The sequence below is a fragment of the Pseudomonas graminis genome (assembly GCF_900111735.1).
GTDB lineage: Bacteria > Pseudomonadota > Gammaproteobacteria > Pseudomonadales > Pseudomonadaceae > Aquipseudomonas > Aquipseudomonas graminis.
The window spans coordinates 59,932-78,367 of sequence record NZ_FOHW01000021.1; the positions used below are offsets into that span (position 1 = coordinate 59,932).

The 18,436-nt window shown below is 62.0% G+C and carries 20 protein-coding genes; 4 read left to right on the top strand and 16 right to left on the bottom strand.

The annotated features are described in order from the left end of the window. Positions 1–226 precede the first annotated feature (226 nt). A complete protein-coding gene (locus tag BMY98_RS16410; RefSeq protein WP_074890921.1) occupies positions 227–517 on the top strand; it encodes a hypothetical protein in 291 nt (96 codons plus the stop codon). Between the two features lie 124 nt (positions 518–641). Here the strand turns inward: BMY98_RS16410 and BMY98_RS27820 are convergent, their stop codons facing one another. From BMY98_RS27820 to BMY98_RS26900, 4 genes are all read right to left on the bottom strand, one after another. Continuing rightward, positions 642–767, bottom strand: coding sequence for a PA1414 family protein (locus tag BMY98_RS27820; protein WP_139214516.1), 126 nt, complete (start codon positions 765–767; stop codon positions 642–644). A 182-nt stretch (positions 768–949) separates the two neighbouring features. Beyond that, positions 950–2,401 carry an NCS1 family nucleobase:cation symporter-1 gene (locus BMY98_RS16415; RefSeq protein ID WP_074890923.1) on the bottom strand — a complete coding sequence of 484 codons (1,452 nt, stop codon included), beginning with the start codon at positions 2,399–2,401 and terminating at the stop codon, positions 950–952. 361 nt (positions 2,402–2,762) lie between these two features. Continuing rightward, positions 2,763–4,127 (bottom strand): DNA recombination protein RmuC, encoded by a 1,365-nt coding sequence (locus BMY98_RS16420; protein ID WP_175514178.1) that lies wholly within the window; start codon positions 4,125–4,127, stop codon positions 2,763–2,765. 676 nt (positions 4,128–4,803) lie between these two features. Continuing rightward, positions 4,804–4,986: a hypothetical protein gene (locus BMY98_RS26900; RefSeq protein ID WP_139214517.1), complete on the bottom strand. Its 183-nt coding sequence runs from the start codon at positions 4,984–4,986 to the stop codon at positions 4,804–4,806. 220 nt (positions 4,987–5,206) lie between these two features. Between BMY98_RS26900 and BMY98_RS16425 the strand changes: the two genes are divergently transcribed. The 3 genes from BMY98_RS16425 (at position 5,207) to BMY98_RS16435 (ending at position 7,658) form a co-directional block, all read left to right on the top strand. Further along, on the top strand, positions 5,207–5,431 hold the full coding sequence (locus BMY98_RS16425; RefSeq protein WP_065992924.1) for a hypothetical protein: 225 nt from the start codon (positions 5,207–5,209) through the stop codon (positions 5,429–5,431). 304 nt (positions 5,432–5,735) lie between these two features. After that, positions 5,736–6,227 carry a hypothetical protein gene (locus BMY98_RS16430; RefSeq protein WP_074890927.1) on the top strand — a complete coding sequence of 164 codons (492 nt, stop codon included), beginning with the start codon at positions 5,736–5,738 and terminating at the stop codon, positions 6,225–6,227. A gap of 138 nt (positions 6,228–6,365) precedes the next feature. Continuing rightward, positions 6,366–7,658 (top strand): OmpP1/FadL family transporter, encoded by a 1,293-nt coding sequence (locus BMY98_RS16435; RefSeq protein WP_074890929.1) that lies wholly within the window; start codon positions 6,366–6,368, stop codon positions 7,656–7,658. A gap of 110 nt (positions 7,659–7,768) precedes the next feature. On the opposite strand, the gene BMY98_RS16440 is transcribed toward BMY98_RS16435, so the two are convergent. The 12 genes from BMY98_RS16440 to cobO form a co-directional block, all read right to left on the bottom strand. Continuing rightward, a complete protein-coding gene (locus BMY98_RS16440) occupies positions 7,769–8,320 on the bottom strand; it encodes a glutathione peroxidase (RefSeq protein WP_074890930.1) in 552 nt (183 codons plus the stop codon). A 102-nt stretch (positions 8,321–8,422) separates the two neighbouring features. After that, complete coding sequence (locus BMY98_RS16445; RefSeq protein WP_074890932.1) at positions 8,423–9,370, bottom strand: GlxA family transcriptional regulator; 948 nt, start codon at positions 9,368–9,370, stop codon at positions 8,423–8,425. 246 nt (positions 9,371–9,616) lie between these two features. Beyond that, entirely contained in the window at positions 9,617–10,354 is a 738-nt protein-coding gene (locus BMY98_RS16450; protein WP_074890934.1) for an adenosylcobinamide-GDP ribazoletransferase, read from the bottom strand. Next, positions 10,355–10,927 (bottom strand): alpha-ribazole phosphatase family protein, encoded by a 573-nt coding sequence (gene cobC / locus BMY98_RS16455; RefSeq protein WP_074890935.1) that lies wholly within the window; start codon positions 10,925–10,927, stop codon positions 10,355–10,357. Then, on the bottom strand, positions 10,924–11,976 hold the full coding sequence (gene cobT / locus BMY98_RS16460) for a nicotinate-nucleotide--dimethylbenzimidazole phosphoribosyltransferase (RefSeq protein WP_074890937.1): 1,053 nt from the start codon (positions 11,974–11,976) through the stop codon (positions 10,924–10,926). The genes cobC and cobT overlap by 4 nt, the downstream gene beginning before the upstream one ends. Continuing rightward, the gene (cobU, locus tag BMY98_RS16465; protein ID WP_074890938.1) at positions 11,973–12,494 is read right to left on the bottom strand and encodes a bifunctional adenosylcobinamide kinase/adenosylcobinamide-phosphate guanylyltransferase; all 522 of its coding nucleotides are present in this window, start codon (positions 12,492–12,494) and stop codon (positions 11,973–11,975) included. The genes cobT and cobU overlap by 4 nt, the downstream gene beginning before the upstream one ends. Then, a complete protein-coding gene (locus BMY98_RS16470) occupies positions 12,494–13,963 on the bottom strand; it encodes a cobyric acid synthase (protein ID WP_074890940.1) in 1,470 nt (489 codons plus the stop codon). The genes cobU and BMY98_RS16470 overlap by 1 nt, the downstream gene beginning before the upstream one ends. Beyond that, on the bottom strand, positions 13,960–14,952 hold the full coding sequence (cobD, locus tag BMY98_RS16475; RefSeq protein WP_074890941.1) for a threonine-phosphate decarboxylase CobD: 993 nt from the start codon (positions 14,950–14,952) through the stop codon (positions 13,960–13,962). Before cobD ends, BMY98_RS16470 begins: the two co-directional genes overlap by 4 nt. Continuing rightward, a complete protein-coding gene (gene cbiB, locus BMY98_RS16480; protein ID WP_074890943.1) occupies positions 14,945–15,853 on the bottom strand; it encodes an adenosylcobinamide-phosphate synthase CbiB in 909 nt (302 codons plus the stop codon). Before cbiB ends, cobD begins: the two co-directional genes overlap by 8 nt. Further along, positions 15,850–16,500, bottom strand: coding sequence for a 5,6-dimethylbenzimidazole synthase (gene bluB, locus BMY98_RS16485; RefSeq protein WP_074890944.1), 651 nt, complete (start codon positions 16,498–16,500; stop codon positions 15,850–15,852). The genes cbiB and bluB overlap by 4 nt, the downstream gene beginning before the upstream one ends. A gap of 10 nt (positions 16,501–16,510) precedes the next feature. Beyond that, positions 16,511–17,812: a cobyrinic acid a,c-diamide synthase CobB gene (locus tag BMY98_RS16490; RefSeq protein ID WP_074890946.1), complete on the bottom strand. Its 1,302-nt coding sequence runs from the start codon at positions 17,810–17,812 to the stop codon at positions 16,511–16,513. Next, positions 17,809–18,420 carry a cob(I)yrinic acid a,c-diamide adenosyltransferase gene (gene cobO, locus BMY98_RS16495; protein ID WP_074890947.1) on the bottom strand — a complete coding sequence of 204 codons (612 nt, stop codon included), beginning with the start codon at positions 18,418–18,420 and terminating at the stop codon, positions 17,809–17,811. The genes BMY98_RS16490 and cobO overlap by 4 nt, the downstream gene beginning before the upstream one ends. Positions 18,421–18,436 lie beyond the last annotated feature (16 nt).

Below are 18,436 nucleotides of genomic sequence, written 5' to 3' on the forward strand. Positions count from 1 at the left end.
GCCGGTCCCACAATGGGTGTGCTGCATCGGGCGCGCCGTTACAAAAAATCACCACACACCTGTCATTCATCCCTTGCAAACTTGGGCTAGCCTTAATCACAGACCGCCGGTGTTGCGCATCGCAGCGCAGGTTTCTCAGGGTGGTTGCTCATCGGGCATTCCTGCCACAACCCTCTGTATTTTGATGTTGGGGTGATTACCACTTGAGTCAAAGCAGAGGCCTGCCATGAAGCGGAGCGAAGTCAGACAACATGTTATCGACACGATCGGGAAGATCCTCGTCGACAAAACCCTGATTCAGGAAGAGGAGGATGTGACGCTGAGTGCGCTCGAGCTGGATGAAGACGACTTCACTGAATTTTTTTCGATTCTGCAACGCGACTTTGGCATTGCCCTTCCCAATCAGATCAAGGCCGGTATCGCAGGGATGTCAGCGCATTCACCCTATGGCCAGCTGACGTTGCAAGGTCTGATTGACCTGATCCTCACGGAGAAGAAACAAAGCACTCACCATTGAGCCGCAAGCGGGATCGATTCAGAAGCGTGTCTGCGGCGAAAAGGAGGATTGACCGAACGGTCGGGGAAAGCGGAGCGGGCTATCGAGCGATAGCGCCGCTTTTTCAACGCGTCTTGCCAAGCACCTAGCGCCGTGGACGACGACGCTCATCATCATTGGTGCGCACGGGAATCGGTTGCAGCTTTGGCTCTTCAATCAGCCCGAGCGCGACGCCTACATCGTGGAGCCATTCTTGCAGTTTGCTGTTCATATAACGCCCCCTTCAGGGAAATACTCGGCAGCCAATCTCCGGACTGCCTGTAGCAGATCATAGTGCTAAGGCGCACTTTACGCCTGCTACCGAGTGTCGCGGCAGGAATTTTTTGCCCTGCATGACGTTGTGACATTGCAAATCGAACAATCGAGGACTTCACGCGACAAACGGCAGTGCCGTCAGCCTGTCACCACGGGCGTCAACGCCGCGCATTCATGGGCCTGGCGACGTCTGGCAAGCAGATAGAACAGCCCGCCGCCCAGGAAACATCCTGTAAACCATGCAAAGTTGGCCATCGGCTGCAATACCGGGACGAAGGTGATCGCAATGCCTGCGAAGGTCGCCACCAGCAGTGCCTTGACCGCCGTGTAGTTCACGCCACCGGTGTACCAGTAGCGTCCGGTCGGTCCATCGTTGAACAGCGCGTCGACGTCGATCTGCTGCTTTTTGATCACGTAATAGTCCACCAGCAAGATGCCGAACAACGGCCCGATGAAGGCTGCGAGCACGTCCAGCGTGTAGTGAATGACGGCGGGGTTGTTGAACAGATTCCAGGGCGTGATGAAAATGGACGCCACCGCTGCGATCATCCCGCCTGCGCGCCAGCTGATCTTGCTGGGTGCAACGTTGGCGAAGTCGAACGCCGGCGACACGAAGTTGGCGACGATGTTGATGCCGATCGTCGCGGTCACGAAGGCAAACGCGCCGAGCAGCACAGCGACGTCATTGTCGATGCGCGCCACAGTGGCGATCGGGTCATGCAGCATTTCGCCGAACACCGGCAATGTTCCCGAAACGATGACCACAGTGACCAGCGAGAAGGCCAGAAAGTTGATCGGCAAGCCCCAGAAGTTGCCGCGGCGCACTTCGGACATGCTCCGGCAGTAGCGGCTGAAATCGCCAAAGTTGAGCGTAGGGCCCGAGAAGTAGGACACCACCAGCGCCGTGGCCATGATCACTTGGGTGAATGCTTCCCAGCCGGTCAGCGATTTTTCCGAGAGGGTAAAACTGATGTTGGCCCAGCCCGCTTTCCAGACAATCCAGCCCGCCAGGATGAACATCACCGCGTAGACCACCGGACCAGCCCAGTCGATGAAGCGGCGGATCGAGTCCATCCCGGTCCAGAACACCGCCGCCTGTACCACCCACAGCGCCAGGAAGCCGAACCAGCCGAGGTAAGACAAACCTGCAAAGTGCGGCTCTGCATAGACCGACACCTGTGGGAAGAAGCGCAGCACGACGATGATCAGCGCGCTTGAAGCCAGGTACGTCTGCACCCCGTACCACGCCACTGCGATCAGGCCGCGAATCACCGCAGGAATATTCGCGCCGAATACGCCGAAGGCTAGACGGCAGATCACCGGATACGGCACGGCCGCCTGCTGACTTGGCTTCGCCAGCAGGTTGGCGATCACCTGAATAATGCAGATGCCCACCAGCAGCGCGATCAGCACCTGCCAGCTCGCCAGCCCAAGGGCGAACAGGCTGGCGGCGAAGACATAGCCGCCCACGCTGTGCACGTCGCTCATCCAGAACGCGAAGATGTTGTACCAGGTCCACTTCTGCGGCACAGGCCCCAGGTCCTCGTTGTACAGGCGCGGGCTGTAGCCCTTCGGCAGTGACTCGGTCATCGATTTCTCCTTCGAAGGACGAACCGGCTCCCGACAGCACTCATGCGCACACTGCGTACGGGAGCGCGTGCGGGTTGTATACGAAGAGAGAGGCAGAATGCGTGCCATTGCCGACGCGACGTTCGCGCGAGACCCCAAGACCGGGGGTTTCCGGCTATCGAAGACGCTGGAAATTTAAGTCCGAGAAGGGCGAGCGAAGGCCCTGCGCCTGCTGCCAGTGCACCGTGACCAATATCGGTGCATTTTTATCTGGCAGGAAACGGACAATTGGAAACGCAGGAATATGTATACGATCCACGGGGCCTTTGTTCCAGCTTATACGCCCCCGCGCGGTTGCATCTTCGTGGAACAACGTCCCGGATTACTCCGGCAACTGCGCCAGTCCATCGGGATCAGTCATCGCCCGTTCCAGCAGATCCGCCGGCAGACTCTTGCTGGCCCGAGCACCGAGAAGCTTGAGCTGTTCGCTACGACTGACCAGATTGCCGCGCCCCTCGACGAGCTTGTTGCGCGCGGCGCCGTAGGCTTTGTCCAGTTGCTGAAGGCGGTTGCCGACTTCGTCCAGGTCCTGGATGAACAGCACGAACTTGTCGTAGAGCCACCCTGCCCGCTCGGCGATCTCCCGCGCATTCTGGCTCTGCCGCTCCTGCTTCCACAGGCTGTCGATGACCCGCAGCGTCGCCAGCAGCGTGGTCGGGCTGACGATGACGATGTTGCGATCGAACGCCTCCTGGAACATATTCGGCTCGGCCTGCAACGCGGCAGAAAACGCTGCCTCGATTGGCACGAACAGCAAGACGAAATCGAGACTGTGCAGCCCTTCAAGGCGTTTGTAGTCCTTGCCGGACAGGCCTTTGACGTGATTGCGCAGGGACAGCACGTGTTGCTTCAGCGCCGCCTGGGAAATCACCTCATCGTCGGCCGACACGTACTGCTGATAGGCCGTCAGGCTGACCTTGGCGTCGACTACCACCTGCTTGTCGCCGGGCAACATGATCAGAACGTCGGGCTGGAAGCGTTCGCCGTCAGGCCCCTTCAAACTGACCTGGGTCTGATACTCGCGGCCCTTTTCAAGACCGGCATGCTCGAGCACCCGTTCCAGGATCAGCTCACCCCAGTTGCCCTGGGTCTTCTGACCCTTCAGCGCACGGGTCAGGTTGTTGGCTTCATCGCTCAGGCGCAGGTTGAGCTGCTGCAAGCGCTCCAGTTCCTTGCTCAGGGAGAAACGTTCGCGGGCTTCGTTCTGGTAACTTTCTTCTACGCGCTTTTCGAACGACTGGATGCGCTCTTTGAGCGGATTGAGCAACTGCCCCAACTGCTGCTGACTGGTCTCGGCGAAGCGCTGCTCACGCTCATCGAAAATCTTGCCGGCCAGCTCTGCGAACTGCGCACGCAGCTCGTCGCGGGAGCCTTGCAGGTCAGTAAGCCGCTGCTGATGACTCTCCTGCTGTTCACGCAACTCGGCGCCAAGGGACGCGCACTGGGCGTCGAGTCGGCGCAGCTCGGCCTCTCTGGCGGTCCGTTCGCGGCCCCAGTCTTCCTGGGCCTCGCGCGCACCTTCATGCTGCTGGCGCAGCAACTCGACTTCCCGGCGCAGCGCCGCCAGATCCGCCTGCTTGACCGCATTGGCCTGGGCGAGATCGCTGATCTCGTCGCGGCTGGCATCAAGCTGAGCATTGAGCCCGTCCTGAGCCATCTGCGCATTACTCAAGCGTTCGTCGAGCAACGCGGCGTCCGCCTCGCGCTGCGCCAGACGCCGCTGCAACTGCCACGCGAGCCCCAACAAAGGCACTGCGGCCACCGCCAAACCCAGCAACAGGCTGGTTAACTCAAACACCATAAAATCCTGACTCCGACATTCATGCAGGCAGCATTATGCGCAGAAGCGAGCTCGACGTCCGATCCGGGTAGAAGAGTGCCAGGGAAAGGCAAAACCGCGAGCGGATGCTTCAAGAGCGGCGTGATAGAGCCAACGCTTGGGACAATCCACAGAACCTGTGGATAACTCAGTGGACAACACACCTTAAGCTCTCGCAAACGCACGTGGAATGGGGCCTGCGTTCAAACTGACGATTTTTTCACCAGCGTAAAAAAAACGATGGTTTTCATTGACTTAATAATTCGTTGCATTAAATCAAGCGGTTAGCGGTCGACGTGACAGTGACATGACAGATACCTTTCGCAATGTGCACAAGTTGATTTCGGCTGTTCATAAGCCGGTTTCAGCCGCCACGGCATCCGCTTGAAATTCGCAGGAATAAGGCACCAAGCCAGCTTTTCTGCTCGATATGCTGTACTCTCTTTCCCCCGCGCTTCGACACTCGCCCACCTGATTTAAAATCAGCGCTTGCTTTGCATCTGCAACTCCATTAGCATCGCCGCCGTTAGTACCAAGCTGAAAGTCAATTCTGATCGAACAAATCCCCCAATCCAGGTTCGCCAATTGAGCGAACGGATTGAAAACAGGGATCGATCACCTCGATGGTTTCCAGACATGAACTCACACGACCTGCCGTCGCAACGGAGGGGTGTGCAGAATAATCATGCTCTATCCAACCAGCCTGCAAATTGATCAGGATCTTCACCTCGAGCATCGAACCTTAGCTCGCGTTGTGTTGCCTGTCCTCCTAAGTACCTACCAGTCAGCCCCGCGCCACATTTTAAATGCGCTCAACTGGCTGCTTTTGTTCCAGACAGGTTCTGCGCCCTGCCCCTGACTCGCATTCGAGCATCGGTCCGCGTTTACTGGAACGTTTTTATTTTGCACGCCTCTTATTGCGTGTCGATTCAGGAAACACCCATAACATGACTACTCATATCCAGACTCAAAACGCTATTCGTACACTGACCAACGCTTTTGCCCCGATGAACTGCCTGATCATGGCAGCACGCAAAGGCTGCTTCAGCTTCACCATCGTGAACGAGCACGGTATCGCCCGCCATAGCGAGCGCTTGTACCCGGATCAATACTCCAGCGATGCTCCGCTGCAGGCTGTGATCGACCGTACCCGTCAGGCCTTAGTTGCCTGATAGGGTTGCCTGGTAACGTTGACTGATACCGTCCGTCGGCTAATAACGCTGCATCGACAAGGCCTCACCCGACAACGGTGGGGCTTTTTTGTATCTGTTTTACTTACATAAAAAGCAGCGGGGGCATCCATGAATGCCAGCCACCCTGTTCAAGCTGCACGGGAACTGACCGGAAAACAGACCTTTACACCGTAAATATCACACTACACTTCAAGTCAGCGGCTCAGGTCGCTGCCGGTGGACCCACTTCATCCCTGCTGCCAAGCGCCAGGGTCCGCCGACTCACTAACTCCCCGAGGGTGTTATGGGAATCGCCGCCAGTGAACTGTGTCGCTACGTCATCCGCCCGACGCTCATCTATCTAGGCCGACACAATCGAGCCGCCGAATCCCTGCTGCTGGGCGTCGCCGCCAGCCAGTCCGCCCTGGGTGCCGAACTGGATAACCCGCGCGGCCACGGGCTTTACAGCATCGCCGACGCCCAGCACCGCCAGCTCTGGGACCAATACCTGGCCCGCGATCCGGACCTTGCCAGCCTCGTTCGAGGCCTGGCCAGCCAGCACGCGTTTCTCACCGGGCCCGATATGGAGCTGACCGTCAACCTTCGTTACTCGACGGCCATCGCCTGGTTGATGGTCGAAGCGAGCCATATTTCACTGCCGGATGCAGATGATTCTCTGGCCATGGCGCAAATGTGGCGCGAGATATTTCAACCCGGCGGTCAACTGCAGGATTTCACCTTGGCTTGGCAAACATGGGTCAGCCCCTTGTTTCAGCCCTCTACGGCCATTTCGTGACCGATCGGTATTCAACGAAAAACCTGCGAACTTTCCGGATTGTCCTACAAGAACCGCTCTAAATAGGCTGATTCAGGCTATGGCGCGTCGGCAGAAATATTGGTAATTTCCGCGCGGTGATCAACAGGAGTTCTAACAATGAAAAAAACAATGATCAAATCCAGCCTCAGTCTCGCCATCACTCTTGCCTCCACCCAGATTTTTGCATCCGGCTTTGCCCTGAACGAGCAAAGCATCAGCGGCATGGGTACCGGTTTTGCGGGCCGTACCTCGTCCGTCGATGACGCCAGCATCGTGTACGGCAACCCGGCCGGCATGTCGCGCCTCAAGCGCGCCCAAGCGACCGTGGGGGTCGCTGCAATCGATGCCTCTACCGACATCACCGACACCAGCGGCCGCAGCACCGGTTCCAACAAAGGCGACATGGTGCCTTTCATCGCCGTACCGATGGGTTTCTACGTGAACCCGGTCGACGAGCACTGGGCATTCGGCTTTGGTGTCTACGCGCCATTTGGCCTGGTGACCGACTACGAAGACAACTTCCAGGGCCGCAACTTTGGCAGCAAGAGCATCGTCAAGGTTGTGACCTTCCAGCCGACCGTCAGCTACGCCTTCAATGACAAGGTGTCGATCGGTTTCGGTCCGACCATCAACCGTATTTCCGGTGCGCTGGAATCGGCACTCAATGTCAGCCCGCTGCTGGGTGCCCGTACGGGCGACGGCCGCGTGCAGGTCAAGGGCGATGACGTCGGTTACGGTTTCAACGCCGGTATCCTGGTTCAAGCCACCGACACCACCAGCGTCGGCCTGACCTACCACTCCAAAGTGACCTACAAGCTCGAAGGCCACACCGAAGTGACCCCGGGCGCAGGCGTACCTGCCCAAGTACTGGGCGCGGGTCGATACGACGCCAAGTTGAATATTGACACGCCTGAAACTGTGGACTTCTCGGTCACGCAGAAGATGAACGATGCCTGGAAGCTCTACGCGGGGGCCACCTGGACACGCTGGAGCCGTCTGGAAGACATCACCGTGAAGAATTCGGGCGTCACGCGCGCGGGTGGCGTCGCTGCGCCAAGTCTGGTCGGCACCATCAGTGAAGAGCAGAACTGGCACGACACCTGGGCTTACGCCGTGGGTACGTCGTATCAGTTGAACAAGCAGTGGGTGTTGCGTACCGGCCTGTCGTTCGACCAGTCGCCAACCAACAACGAGAACCGCTCGCCACGCATCCCGACCGGCGATCGCACGATCTTCAGCCTGGGCGCCGGTTACAGCCCGACTGACGACATCACCATTGATGTGGCCTACTCCTACTTGCAGGAAGAGAAGGTCAAGGTCGCCGACGCGAACGCTCTGGGTCAAAGCTACAACGCCAAGTACGACAACAGCGCCAACGGTTTCGGCGTGGGCATGACGTACCGCTTCTGATGCAGTTGGCGGGACCGGCAGATCACCTGTCCGCCATACAGAGAACCCCGCAGCCAGTGATGGCTGCGGGGTTTTTCGTTGTGGCCGGTATGCTTTGCGTCAGCGCGGTTTTACGGTTTGGAGGCGATGGCCTTCTCGATAGCTGAAATCAGCTCGGGATCGTCCGGCGCGGTTTTGCTGGAGAAGCTGGCGACGACGTTGCCTTTGCGATCAACCACGTATTTATAGAAGTTCCAGCGCGGCGGATTGCCTTGCTCGGCGAGCACTTTGAACAGGTTGATGGCGTCGTCGCCCCGCACCGGCTGCGGTTCGGTCATGGTGAAGGTGACGCCGTAGTTCACGTAACACACCTTGGCGGTCTCGGCAGCGTCCTTGGACTCCTGCAGGAAATCGTCCGAGGGCACGCCGAGGACTTCAAGCCCCTCACCCTTGAAGCGCTGATTGAGCGCTTCAAGCCCTTTGAACTGCGGCGCGAAGCCACAGAAGCTCGCGGTATTGACCACGAGCATCGGCTTACCGGCGAACTGTTTGCACAAGTCGATATCCTGTTTCGCCCGCAGCTTGGGCAGCTCGCCCTGCAGCAGTGGCGGGCAATCGGCTGCCGCGGCGGCACCACTGAGGGCAAGCAACAGCAGAGGCGCGTGAATCCAGCGTAGGGCCATGGCGACGTCCATTCATGAGCGGGCAGGAAAAGTGGAGCTGTCGCTACGCTACTCCGCCGCGCGCCGAATGCCTAGCGCGCCACGGAAAAGTGGCTATCGGGGCTAACCGACTTTCTCGGTCGCGGTAAATGCCCGCTGTATCGCCTGGGGCGGTTCGCCGAAGTTGCGCAGAAACGCCTGGCGCATCCTTTCCCGATCGCCGAAACCGGTCTCCCGGGCAACCACTTCAATGGGATGTCGACTGGTTTCCATCATCGCCCGTGCCACTTCCACCCGCAGGCATTCGATGGCTTTTGCCGGGGTCTGACCGGTTTCCTCGCGAAACACCCGACTGAACTGACGAGGGCTCAACCGGGCAATGGCCGCCAGTGCGTCTATTGAAAGATCACTTTTGAGGTTCTCGCGGGCGTAGGCCAGCGCCAGTTGCACGCGGTCGGACTTGGGGTCGAGCTCCAGCAGCGTCGACAACTGGGAATGCTCGCTGCCGCGACGTTGATAGATCACCAACTTGCGCGCGACCCGCCGGGCGATGTCGACACCAAGGTCGTTCTCCACCATCGCCAGTGCGAGGTCCAGGCCAGCGCTCATGCCTGCGCCGGTCCAGACCTGGCCGTCCACGGTGAACAGTTTGTCGTCCTCGACGCGAACGTTGGGGTAGCGCTTGCGAAACTCCGGCGCGTGAATCCAGTGCATGGTCGCTCGCTTGCCATCGAGCAGGCCTGCTTCGGCCAGCACAAAACCGCCCGTGCACAGCGAGGCCACTCGCCGCGACTGAGCGGACGCGGTGCGCACGAACTCAAGCAGGCTGGGCGTGGGCAATTGCAGGTCCATGTAGCCACTGACGATGATCGTGTCGTAACCGTCGGGCTGCAATGGCGTGGTGTTGACCGAAAAGCCTTCGGACGACATCACCGCCCCGCCGCTTTCGGACACCAGATGAAAGGAGTACGCCACCTCGCCCTGCATCAGGTTCGCGCAGGTCAGCACGGACCCGACCGACAGGCTGAGGGACTGGAATTGCGGGTACACCACCAGCGCAACGCTATGCATGACACCTCTCCGGTTGATCCGGAACACCATGGATAAATCTTCGATTAGCTAACGTAGCAAGTTGTAGGAGCGTGGCTTGTCCCGAGATCTGGCGCGCAGCGGCAGCAAGTCAGCTTACGCGGACCGTCTGGCACACCGCCGCGCAGGATTTTGCTGCCGGTTCCCGGCAGATCGCGGGACAAGCCACGCTCCTACTCCTACTCCTACTCCTACTCCTGCTCCGCACGCCGGAGGCAGGACACTGCATCAATTGCACATCAGCGCCAATGTGACCAGCACCAGGGTTTCCAGCAGTTCGAGCATCGCGCCGGCGGTGTCGCCGGTGCTGCCGCCCAGACGTTGCATCATCACCCGGCGCAGCCAGAAGAAACCGCCCGCCGCAATGACCAGCACCCATGCGGCCGCACCGCCACCGATGAGCACACAGCCCACCGCCACCGCTGCCAGCACCCGCATCCCGGCCTTGCGCGGCAGGTGATCGGCCAGCGCCTGACCCAGCCCGCCGACGCGCACGTAAGGGGTGTTCAGAAACAGCGCCAGCATCGCTGCGCGGCCGATCACCGGGGCCAGCAGTAGACCAACGCTGGTGTGCGCTTCAATCAACGCCAGCACAGCGCTGAACTTCAACAGCAACACCACCACCAGCGTGACCACGGCGATCGGGCCACTGCGTGGGTCTTTCATAATAAGCAGCGTGCGTTCGCGGTCGCCGAACCCACCGAGCCAGGCGTCCGCGCTGTCGGCAAGACCGTCCAGGTGCAGCCCTCCGCTGAGCATCACCCACGCCGCCAGCAGCAAGGCGGCATGCAGCAGTGTCGGCGCGCCGTCGAGCAGATGATCCATCGCCATCAACAGTACGCCGAACAGCAATCCAACCAGCGGGTAAAACAGCAGCGAGCGCCCCGACTCCTGGGGCGTCGGCATGCCGGGCAGACGAATCGGCAGACTGCTGAGGAACTGCAAGGCGATCCAGAACGGCAGCATTTAAACCTCCTTCAACTCGCCGTCGGCCTGCACATCGAGACCGAACAGACCGCCGTGGGCCACGGTGACCTGCAGCAATTGCTCCCGAGGCAGACCGCGGGCGCGGGCCAACAACAGACGCATCACCCCGCCGTGACTGATCAGCAGCACGCGCTGACCGTCATATGCCCGCTGCAATCCCTCGACCGCGGCCAACACGCGGGTAGCAAACGCCTGGACGGGCTCGCCATTGGGTGGCGTAAACCCATATGGATCCTCCCAAAAGCGCCCCAGCCCGGCAGCATCGGTTTCCATCAATTGCGCGGGGCTGTGGCCTTCCCAGTCACCGAAGTGCAATTCCTGAAGATCGGGCGCCAGTTCGACGGGCAAGCCCAAGCGCTCAGCCAATTCGTCGGCGAAACGGGCGCAGCGTTGCAGTGGCGAGCTGACGATCCGGTCCCAGGGGCCACGATCAGCCACCGCCGCACGCATCTGCTGCCAGCCGGTGTCAGTCAGGGCGTCGTCGATGCTACCGCGCAGGCCGCCGCCGAATTCGGTTTCGCCGTGGCGCAGCAGGTCCAGATGCAAGGTCATGCCGGGCGGTCTGCCACAGCGGCTTCAGCGAAGGTCGCCATGCCGTTATGCAGCTCGCAGGCCAGACGCAACAATGGCACTGCCAGCGCCGCGCCGCTGCCTTCGCCCAGACGCATGCCCAGGTCCAGCAACGGCTCGGCCTGCAGCGCGTCCAGCACCAGGCGATGGCCCGGCTCGGCGCCACGGTGGCCGAAAAACAGCCACTCCCGGCACGACGGATTGATGCGCACTGCTACCAGCGCCGCCACGGAACAGATAAAGCCGTCGACCAACGCAACAATGCCCTCCTGCGCGCAGGACAGGTAGGCGCCGACCAGCGCCGCGACTTCAAAACCACCGAGGGCACGCAGACTGGCCAGGGCGTCACCGACGGAAGCAGCATGCAGTTGCAGCGCACGCTCAATCACTTCGGCCTTGTGGCTCACGCCCTTGGCATCCAGACCGGTGCCGGGGCCGACCAGCGAGGCGGCCGGGCAATCGAGCAACGCGCACGCCAGCGCAGTGGCGACAGTGGTATTGCCGATGCCCATTTCGCCGCCGATGAACAGCTCGGCGCCCGCCGCCCTGGCGCGCAACACGCTGTCGCGACCGCCCTCGAGAGCCGCGTGCAGCTGCGCCTCGGTCATCGCCGGGCCATCAGCCAGATTCGCGGTGCCCGGACCGAGATTGAGGTGGCGCACGCCCGGTAGTTCCAAAGGGGCAACCGTGCCCAGATCGACGACGTCCAGCTGCGCCGACAACTGCCGCGCCAGCACGCTGATGGCCGCACCGCCCATGATGAAGTTGTGCAGCATCTGCCCGGTGACTTCCTGGGGGTACGCCGAAACCCCTTCAGCGACCACGCCGTGATCGCCGGCAAAAATCGCGATCCAGACCTCATCGACCTTCGGCTTCGGGCGACCCTGCAGGCCGGCCAGTTGCACCGCGACGTCTTCCAGCCGGCCCAGCGAGCCGGTCGGCTTGGTCAATTGCTGCTGACGGGCCAGCGCGTCTTCGCGGCTGGCTTGGTCGACGTCACAGGCAGGCGCGAGCCACCAGGCGTTACTCATAGTGCGGGTCCTTTAAGGGTCGTGGGCAGTCCGGCGACGGTGAACACTACGCGATGGCAACGTTCGGCCAGCGCCTGATGCAGCCAGCCGGCTTCATCGACATAACGACGGGTCAGCTCACCGAGGGGCACGACGCCGAGCCCGGTTTCATTGCTGACAAAAATGATCTCGCCCGGCAGTTCAGCCAGGCCATCGAGTAAGGCTTCACGCTCTTGAGCCAGGCGCTGCGGATCGTCCAGCATCAGCAGATTGGTCAGCCACAGGGTCAGGCAGTCCACCAACAGGCTGCGGCCCTCCCCGGCGTTTTCCCGGAGCACGCGGGCCAGTTCGACAGGTTCTTCGATCAGCCCCCACTCCGCCGGACGACGCTCGCGGTGCAATGCGACGCGCTGGTTCATTTCGCCGTCGAGGGGCTGACTGGTGGCGATATAGATGACATTCAGGCCGCTGTCGCTGGCAAGCTTTTCAGCCAGCCGGCTTTTGCCGGAGCGCGCGCCGCCGAGGATCAATTGCAGCATCAGGGTTGCTCCAGGCCGCAGAGTTCGCGTAACAATTTACCGTCCAGGTGGGTTTCCACCAGATCGGCCAGGCGTTCGATGTCGCGCTCGCGCAGGGCGTGGTAATCCACCGACTGCACGTTCTGCAACCCAGCCCACCGCAGCAAGGCGCTGCTCGACGCGGGGTTCTCGAACAGCCCGTGCAAATAAGTGCCAAGGACCTGGCCGTCAGGGCTGCACGCGCCATCGCAGCGACCGTCGGCGAGCTGGACCAATGGACGTTCCAGCGCTACGCCGGTGGTCACGCCCGCATGAATCTCATAACCGCTGACGTCAGCGTCTTCGAGGGTCAGCCGCCCGTTGACGTTGCGCAGTTGCTTCTCTTCTTCCAGGACCGTGCTGAGAGCCAACAACCCCAGGCCCGGGCTTGAACCCGCCGCACCTTCCAGCCCCAGCGGGTCATGCAACTGTTCGCCGAGCATTTGCAGACCACCGCATATGCCCAGCACTTTGCCGCCGTATCGCAGGTGGCGGCTGATAGCGGTGTCCCAGCCATTCGCGCGCAAATATGCAAGATCGCTGCGCACGCTTTTCGAGCCGGGCAGGATGATCAGATCAGCGCCAGGAATCGCCTGCCCCGGCCCGACGAATTGCAGATTGACCTGGGGGTGCAGGCGCAATGGGTCAAAGTCGGTGTGATTACTGATGCGCGGCAAGACCGGCACAATGACGTTGAGCACCTGCTCGGCCTTGTCAGTCTGGCGCTGGTCGAGGCCGTCTTCAGCTTCAAGGTGCAGGTCCATCACGTAGGGCAGCACGCCGACCACCGGTTTGCCGGTGCGCTGTTCGAGCCAGTCGAGGCCGGGTTGCAACAGGGCGATGTCGCCGCGAAAGCGATTGATGATGAAGCCTCTGACCCGCGCCTGCTCGCTGGGCGACAGCAATTCCAGCGTGCCGACCAGATGGGCGAAAACCCCGCCGCGATTGATATCCGCCACCAGCAGCACCGGGCAATCAACCGCTTCGGCAAAGCCCATGTTGGCGATGTCGCCCGCGCGCAGATTGATCTCGGCCGGCGAACCGGCGCCTTCGACCATGACCACCGGCCAGCCTTCGCTGAGGCGGCGGTGGGAAGCGAGTACGGCTTGCATGGCGATGGCTTTGTAGTCGTGGTAGGCCACGGCGTTCATGGTAGTGACGGCGCGACCGTGAATGATCACTTGGGCGCCGGTATCACTGTTAGGTTTGAGCAGCACCGGGTTCATGTCGGTGTGGGGTTCGAGGCCGCAGGCCTGGGCTTGCACGGCCTGGGCGCGGCCGATCTCGCCGCCGTCCGCGGTCACCGCGCTGTTCAACGCCATGTTCTGCGGTTTGAACGGCACGGTGCGCACGCCCTGGCGGGTCAGCCAGCGGCACAGCGCCGTCACCAGCGTGCTTTTGCCGGCGTCGGAGGTGGTGCCCTGAACCATCAGGGTTTTGCCGAGGGTCATGAGCGCTCCCGGGAGAATTCGCTCAGCGCCTGTTCCAGACGCTGCCAGTCCGCTTCTTCGCGGGGCAGGCCGAAACGCAGGCTGCTGTTGTGAGTAAAGATGCGCAGGAGGATGCCTCGCTGTGCGCAGAACGTATAAAGCTCTTCCGCCAGCGGCGTGATCAGCCACTGGAACAATGCGCAGCCGCCCTTCGGCGCGAAACCGCAGCGATTGAGCACGTCTACCAGACGCTGGCTGGCCTGCTCGGTGCGCTGACGCTGGCGTTGATGGCCGGCCACGTCGTTGAGACAGGCCTGACCGATGATCCGCGTCGGCCCGCTGACCGACCAGGGCCCGATCTGCCGCGCCATGACTTTGAGAAAGCGCGGCTCCGCCAGCACAAAACCCAGGCGCACACCGGCCAGCCCGAAAAACTTGCCGAACGAGCGCAGCACGATCAGGCCCGCGCGCTGGGTGTAAGCCGCCAGGCTCAACTCCGGCGTGTTGTCCATGAACGCTTCGTCCACCACCAGCCAGGCGCCGCGCTGGGCCAGACGCGCGTGCCATTCCAGCAGGCGTTCGGGCGGCAGGCTCAGGCCGGTGGGGTTGTTCGGGTTGACCACCACAACCACATCAAGGGTGTCGATGAACCGCTCCACTTCGTGCTCAAGCACTTCGCGCACGAGAAAACCGGTGTTGCGCCAGGCTTCTGCGTGTTCGGCGTAACACGGCGACAACACGCCCACCTTGCCCGCCTGACGCAGACGCGGCAGGGCCTGGATCGCCGCCTGGGAACCGGCCACCGGCAGCACGTCCGTGGCGCCGTAATAGCGGCGGGCAGCGGCTTCCAGACCGTCGTCAGTCTCCGGAAGGCGGGCCCACGCCGCTTCAGGGATGACCGGAATCGGCCACGACCACGGCGAAATCCCGCTTGACAGGTCGAGCCAGTCCGCCTCATCAATGCCGTACTTCAGGACTGCGCCACGCAATCGACCGCCGTGTTCAAGCATAGAATTCTGTCCCCAGACACAAGATCAGCAACCACAGCCACACGCCGCGCTGCACCAGTTGCCAACCGCGATCGATGGCGTTCGCGTCCGCTGGCACGCCTTCGCCCAGCGTCGCGCGCTCATGCAGTTCGCCGTGATAAATCGCCGGACCACCCAGTTCGACGCCCAGCGTACCGGCGCCGGCCGCCATCACCGGGCCTGCGTTGGGGCTGTCCCACTTCGGTGCCTGGGTGCGCCAGCAACGCAGGGCCAGCCGGGTATTGCCCAGCAGCGCGTAGGTCAACGCCACCAGGCGGGCGGGAATGTAGTTGAGCAGGTCGTCGATTTTCGCCGCCGCCCAGCCGAAGCGTTCGAAGCGCTCGTTGCGATAGCCCCACATGGCGTCGAGGGTGTTGCTCAGTCGGTAGAGCACTACGCCCGGCGCGCCGAGCACCACAAACCAGAAAATCGCCGCAAACACCGCGTCGCTGCCGTTTTCCAGCACCGATTCCGTGGCCGCACGGGCCACTTCAGTGCTGTCCAGCTCTGAGGTCTGGCGACTGACCAGATAGCCGACCCGTCGACGCGCTTCGTCCAGGTCGTCACTGCGCAGCGCCTGGGCGACCGGCTCGACGTGCTCGCCCAGACTGCGAAGACCCAATGCGCAGTACAGCGCCAGCACGTCCACCAACCAGCCAATCAACGGCAGCCAGCTGAGCAACGTGGCGATCAGCGTCAACGGAATCACGGCGATGAACCACGCCGTCACGCCATGGCTGCGCCAGCCCCGCCCTGCGGCATTCAGGCGTTGTTCGATGCGTTCGGCAAAACGGCCGAACGCCACCAGCGGGTGGTTCCGTTTTGGCTCGCCGAGCAACGCGTCCAGCGCGACCCCGGCGACGCTCAATAACGCCACACTCATGCAATCACTCCCCATGTGTTCTCGTAGACCAGCTCTTGCAGCCCGCGCGGCTGCGCCCAGCCTTCCATCACCAGCATCGGCGCCGGGTAGAATTCCTTCACAGGGCCGAGGCACAAAATCGCCAGGGGTTTTGAACCGGTTGGCATCTTCAGCAGATCGGCCAGGGCCTGGGGATCGAACAGCGACACCCAGCCCATGCCGAGGCCTTCGGCACGCGCCGCCAGCCAGAGGTTTTGAATGGCGCACGACAGCGACGCCATGTCCATTTCCGGCAAGGTGCGGCGGCCGAAGATGTGTTTGTCGCGGTCGTCCATCAACGCGGCGACCAGCACCTCGGCGCAGTCGCTGATGCCCTCGACCTTCAGCTTCATGAAATCGTCGGACCGCTCGCCCAGGGCTTCGGCGGTGCGAATACGCTCCTCCTCGACCTGCGCCTGAATTTGCGCACGCAATGCCTTGTCGGTGATGCGCAGGAAGCGCCACGGCTGCATCAGGCCGACGCTCGGCGCGTGGTGGGCGGCTTCGAGCAGGCGGGCGAGCAACTGCGGCGCTACCGTGCCACCGCAAAAGTGGCGCATGTCGCGACGCTCGGCGATCGCGCGGTAAACGGCCGCGCGTTCTGGGTCGGTGAACGTGTGGTCAGTCATGCAAGCGAGCTCATGGCAAAAACAGCGCCGCCACCGCCTGGGGATTGGAGGGGAAGTAAAAGTGCACGTACGACGCGGTCATGCGCCCTTCGCGGTACACCGCTTCGGCGCCGCGTCCGCCATTGGGGCTGAGGCCGCGGGCGATGGGGGTCAGTTCGGTGCTGGTCAGGGAATGGTGATAGGTGTGGCCGCGCAAAGTGCCTTCTGGCAGCTCCACCGATTGCAGGGCCAGGGCCGCCAGACGTTTTTGCATCACGGCTTCGCCCTTGAGCAAGCCCACCCCTTCGGCGCGCTGGCCGTCGACGTCGGTCAGGGCATCGAGCAGATACAACATGCCGCCGCATTCGGCGAGCAGAGGTTTGCCGGCAGCGTGGTGCGCGCGAATCGAAGCCACCATGCTGTGGTTTTCCGCCAGCGCCGCGTGATGCAATTCCGGGTAACCGCCGGGCAGATACAGGCTGTCGACGTCGGGCAATTCGCGGTCGCGGATCGGCGAGAAGAATGACAATTCGGCGCCCATCTCTCGCAACAGGTCCAGGCTGGCACCGTAGAAAAACGCGAACGCCTCGTCGTGGGCGATGGCGATTTTCACGCCGGCCAGCAGCGGTTCGGCGGGAACGAAGTCGGGCGCGGTGAAGGTCACGGCCGGCGGCAACGTGGCGTCGCAGGTGCTGGCCAGCGCGTTGGCAGCAGTGTCGAGGCGCATATCGAGGTCATTCAGTTCGCTGGCCTGAACCAGGCCGAGATGACGGCTCGGCAGCTCAATGCCGGTTTCACGGGACAGCGCGCCGTACCAGCGCAGGCCTTCGGTCAGGCTGCCTTCCAGCAACTGCGCGTGGCGCACCGTGCCGACGCGATTGGCCAGCACACCGGCAAACGGCAGATCCGGCTGATACCGCGCCAGTCCCAGCGCCAGTGCGCCAAAGGTCTGGGCCATGGCAGTGCCGTCGATCACGCCCAGCACCGGCACACCGAAGCGCCGGGCCAGGTCCGCGCTGGACGGCGTGCCGTCGAACAAGCCCATGACGCCTTCGATAAGGATCAAGTCTGCATCGGCGGCCGCCTCCCACAACAGGCGCCGACTTTCGTCCTCGCCGATCATCCACATGTCCAGTTGGTATACCGGATGGCCGCTGGCGCGCTCGAGAATCATCGGGTCGAGAAAGTCCGGCCCGCATTTGAACACGCGCACCTTGCGCCCCTGATTACGGTGCAAACGGGCCAGTGCGGCGGTGACGGTGGTTTTGCCCTGACCGGACGCGGGGGCGGCGATCAATACTGCCGGGCAGTGCCGGGGCTGGCGCTCACTCACAGTTCGATGCCTTTCTGCGCCTTGATCCCGGACTGAAAGGCATGCTTGACCACGCCGATTTCCGACACGGTGTCTGAAAGGTCTATCAACTCCTGCTTAGCCCCGCGACCGGTGACGATCACGTGCTGCATTGGCGGGCGTGCCTGCAGGTCGATCAGCACCTGCTCCAGGTCCAGATAACCGTGCTTGAGGGCGATGTTCAGCTCATCGAGCACGACCATGCCGATGGAGTCATCCTTGAGCATCTCCCGGGTCACGGCCCAGGCGGCTTCGGCGGCGGCGATGTCACGCTGGCGGTCCTGGGTTTCCCAGGTGAAGCCCTCGCCCATTACGTGGTAACGCACTTGTTCGGGGAAGCGGCGGAAAAACATCTCTTCGCCAGTGCTGTGCCTGCCTTTGATGAACTGCACGACGCCGCACTGCATGCCGTGGCCCATGGCGCGGGCGAGCATGCCGAAGGCCGAGCTGCTCTTGCCCTTGCCGTTGCCGGTCAACACCAGCAGCAACCCGCATTCATTCGGCGCGCTGGAAATGCGCTCGTCCATCACCGCCTTTTTGCGCAGCATGCGCGCCAGGTGGCGTTCGTCACGTTCGGGGGATTCGCTCATCTCAGCTCTCCGCTTG

Coding starts and splice junctions, on each gene's coding strand:
- BMY98_RS16410 (WP_074890921.1), top strand. CDS start 227: ATGAAGCGGAGCGAAGTCAGACAACATGTTATCGACACGATCGGGAAG.
- BMY98_RS27820 (WP_139214516.1), bottom strand. CDS start 767: ATGAACAGCAAACTGCAAGAATGGCTCCACGATGTAGGCGTCGCGCTC.
- BMY98_RS16415 (WP_074890923.1), bottom strand. CDS start 2,401: ATGACCGAGTCACTGCCGAAGGGCTACAGCCCGCGCCTGTACAACGAG.
- BMY98_RS16425 (WP_065992924.1), top strand. CDS start 5,207: ATGACTACTCATATCCAGACTCAAAACGCTATTCGTACACTGACCAAC.
- BMY98_RS16430 (WP_074890927.1), top strand. CDS start 5,736: ATGGGAATCGCCGCCAGTGAACTGTGTCGCTACGTCATCCGCCCGACG.
- BMY98_RS16435 (WP_074890929.1), top strand. CDS start 6,366: ATGAAAAAAACAATGATCAAATCCAGCCTCAGTCTCGCCATCACTCTT.
- BMY98_RS16440 (WP_074890930.1), bottom strand. CDS start 8,320: ATGGCCCTACGCTGGATTCACGCGCCTCTGCTGTTGCTTGCCCTCAGT.
- BMY98_RS16445 (WP_074890932.1), bottom strand. CDS start 9,370: ATGCATAGCGTTGCGCTGGTGGTGTACCCGCAATTCCAGTCCCTCAGC.
- BMY98_RS16450 (WP_074890934.1), bottom strand. CDS start 10,354: ATGCTGCCGTTCTGGATCGCCTTGCAGTTCCTCAGCAGTCTGCCGATT.
- cobC (WP_074890935.1), bottom strand. CDS start 10,927: ATGACCTTGCATCTGGACCTGCTGCGCCACGGCGAAACCGAATTCGGC.
- cobT (WP_074890937.1), bottom strand. CDS start 11,976: ATGAGTAACGCCTGGTGGCTCGCGCCTGCCTGTGACGTCGACCAAGCC.
- cobU (WP_074890938.1), bottom strand. CDS start 12,494: ATGCTGCAATTGATCCTCGGCGGCGCGCGCTCCGGCAAAAGCCGGCTG.
- BMY98_RS16470 (WP_074890940.1), bottom strand. CDS start 13,963: ATGACCCTCGGCAAAACCCTGATGGTTCAGGGCACCACCTCCGACGCC.
- cobD (WP_074890941.1), bottom strand. CDS start 14,952: ATGCTTGAACACGGCGGTCGATTGCGTGGCGCAGTCCTGAAGTACGGC.
- cbiB (WP_074890943.1), bottom strand. CDS start 15,853: ATGAGTGTGGCGTTATTGAGCGTCGCCGGGGTCGCGCTGGACGCGTTG.
- bluB (WP_074890944.1), bottom strand. CDS start 16,500: ATGACTGACCACACGTTCACCGACCCAGAACGCGCGGCCGTTTACCGC.
- cobO (WP_074890947.1), bottom strand. CDS start 18,420: ATGAGCGAATCCCCCGAACGTGACGAACGCCACCTGGCGCGCATGCTG.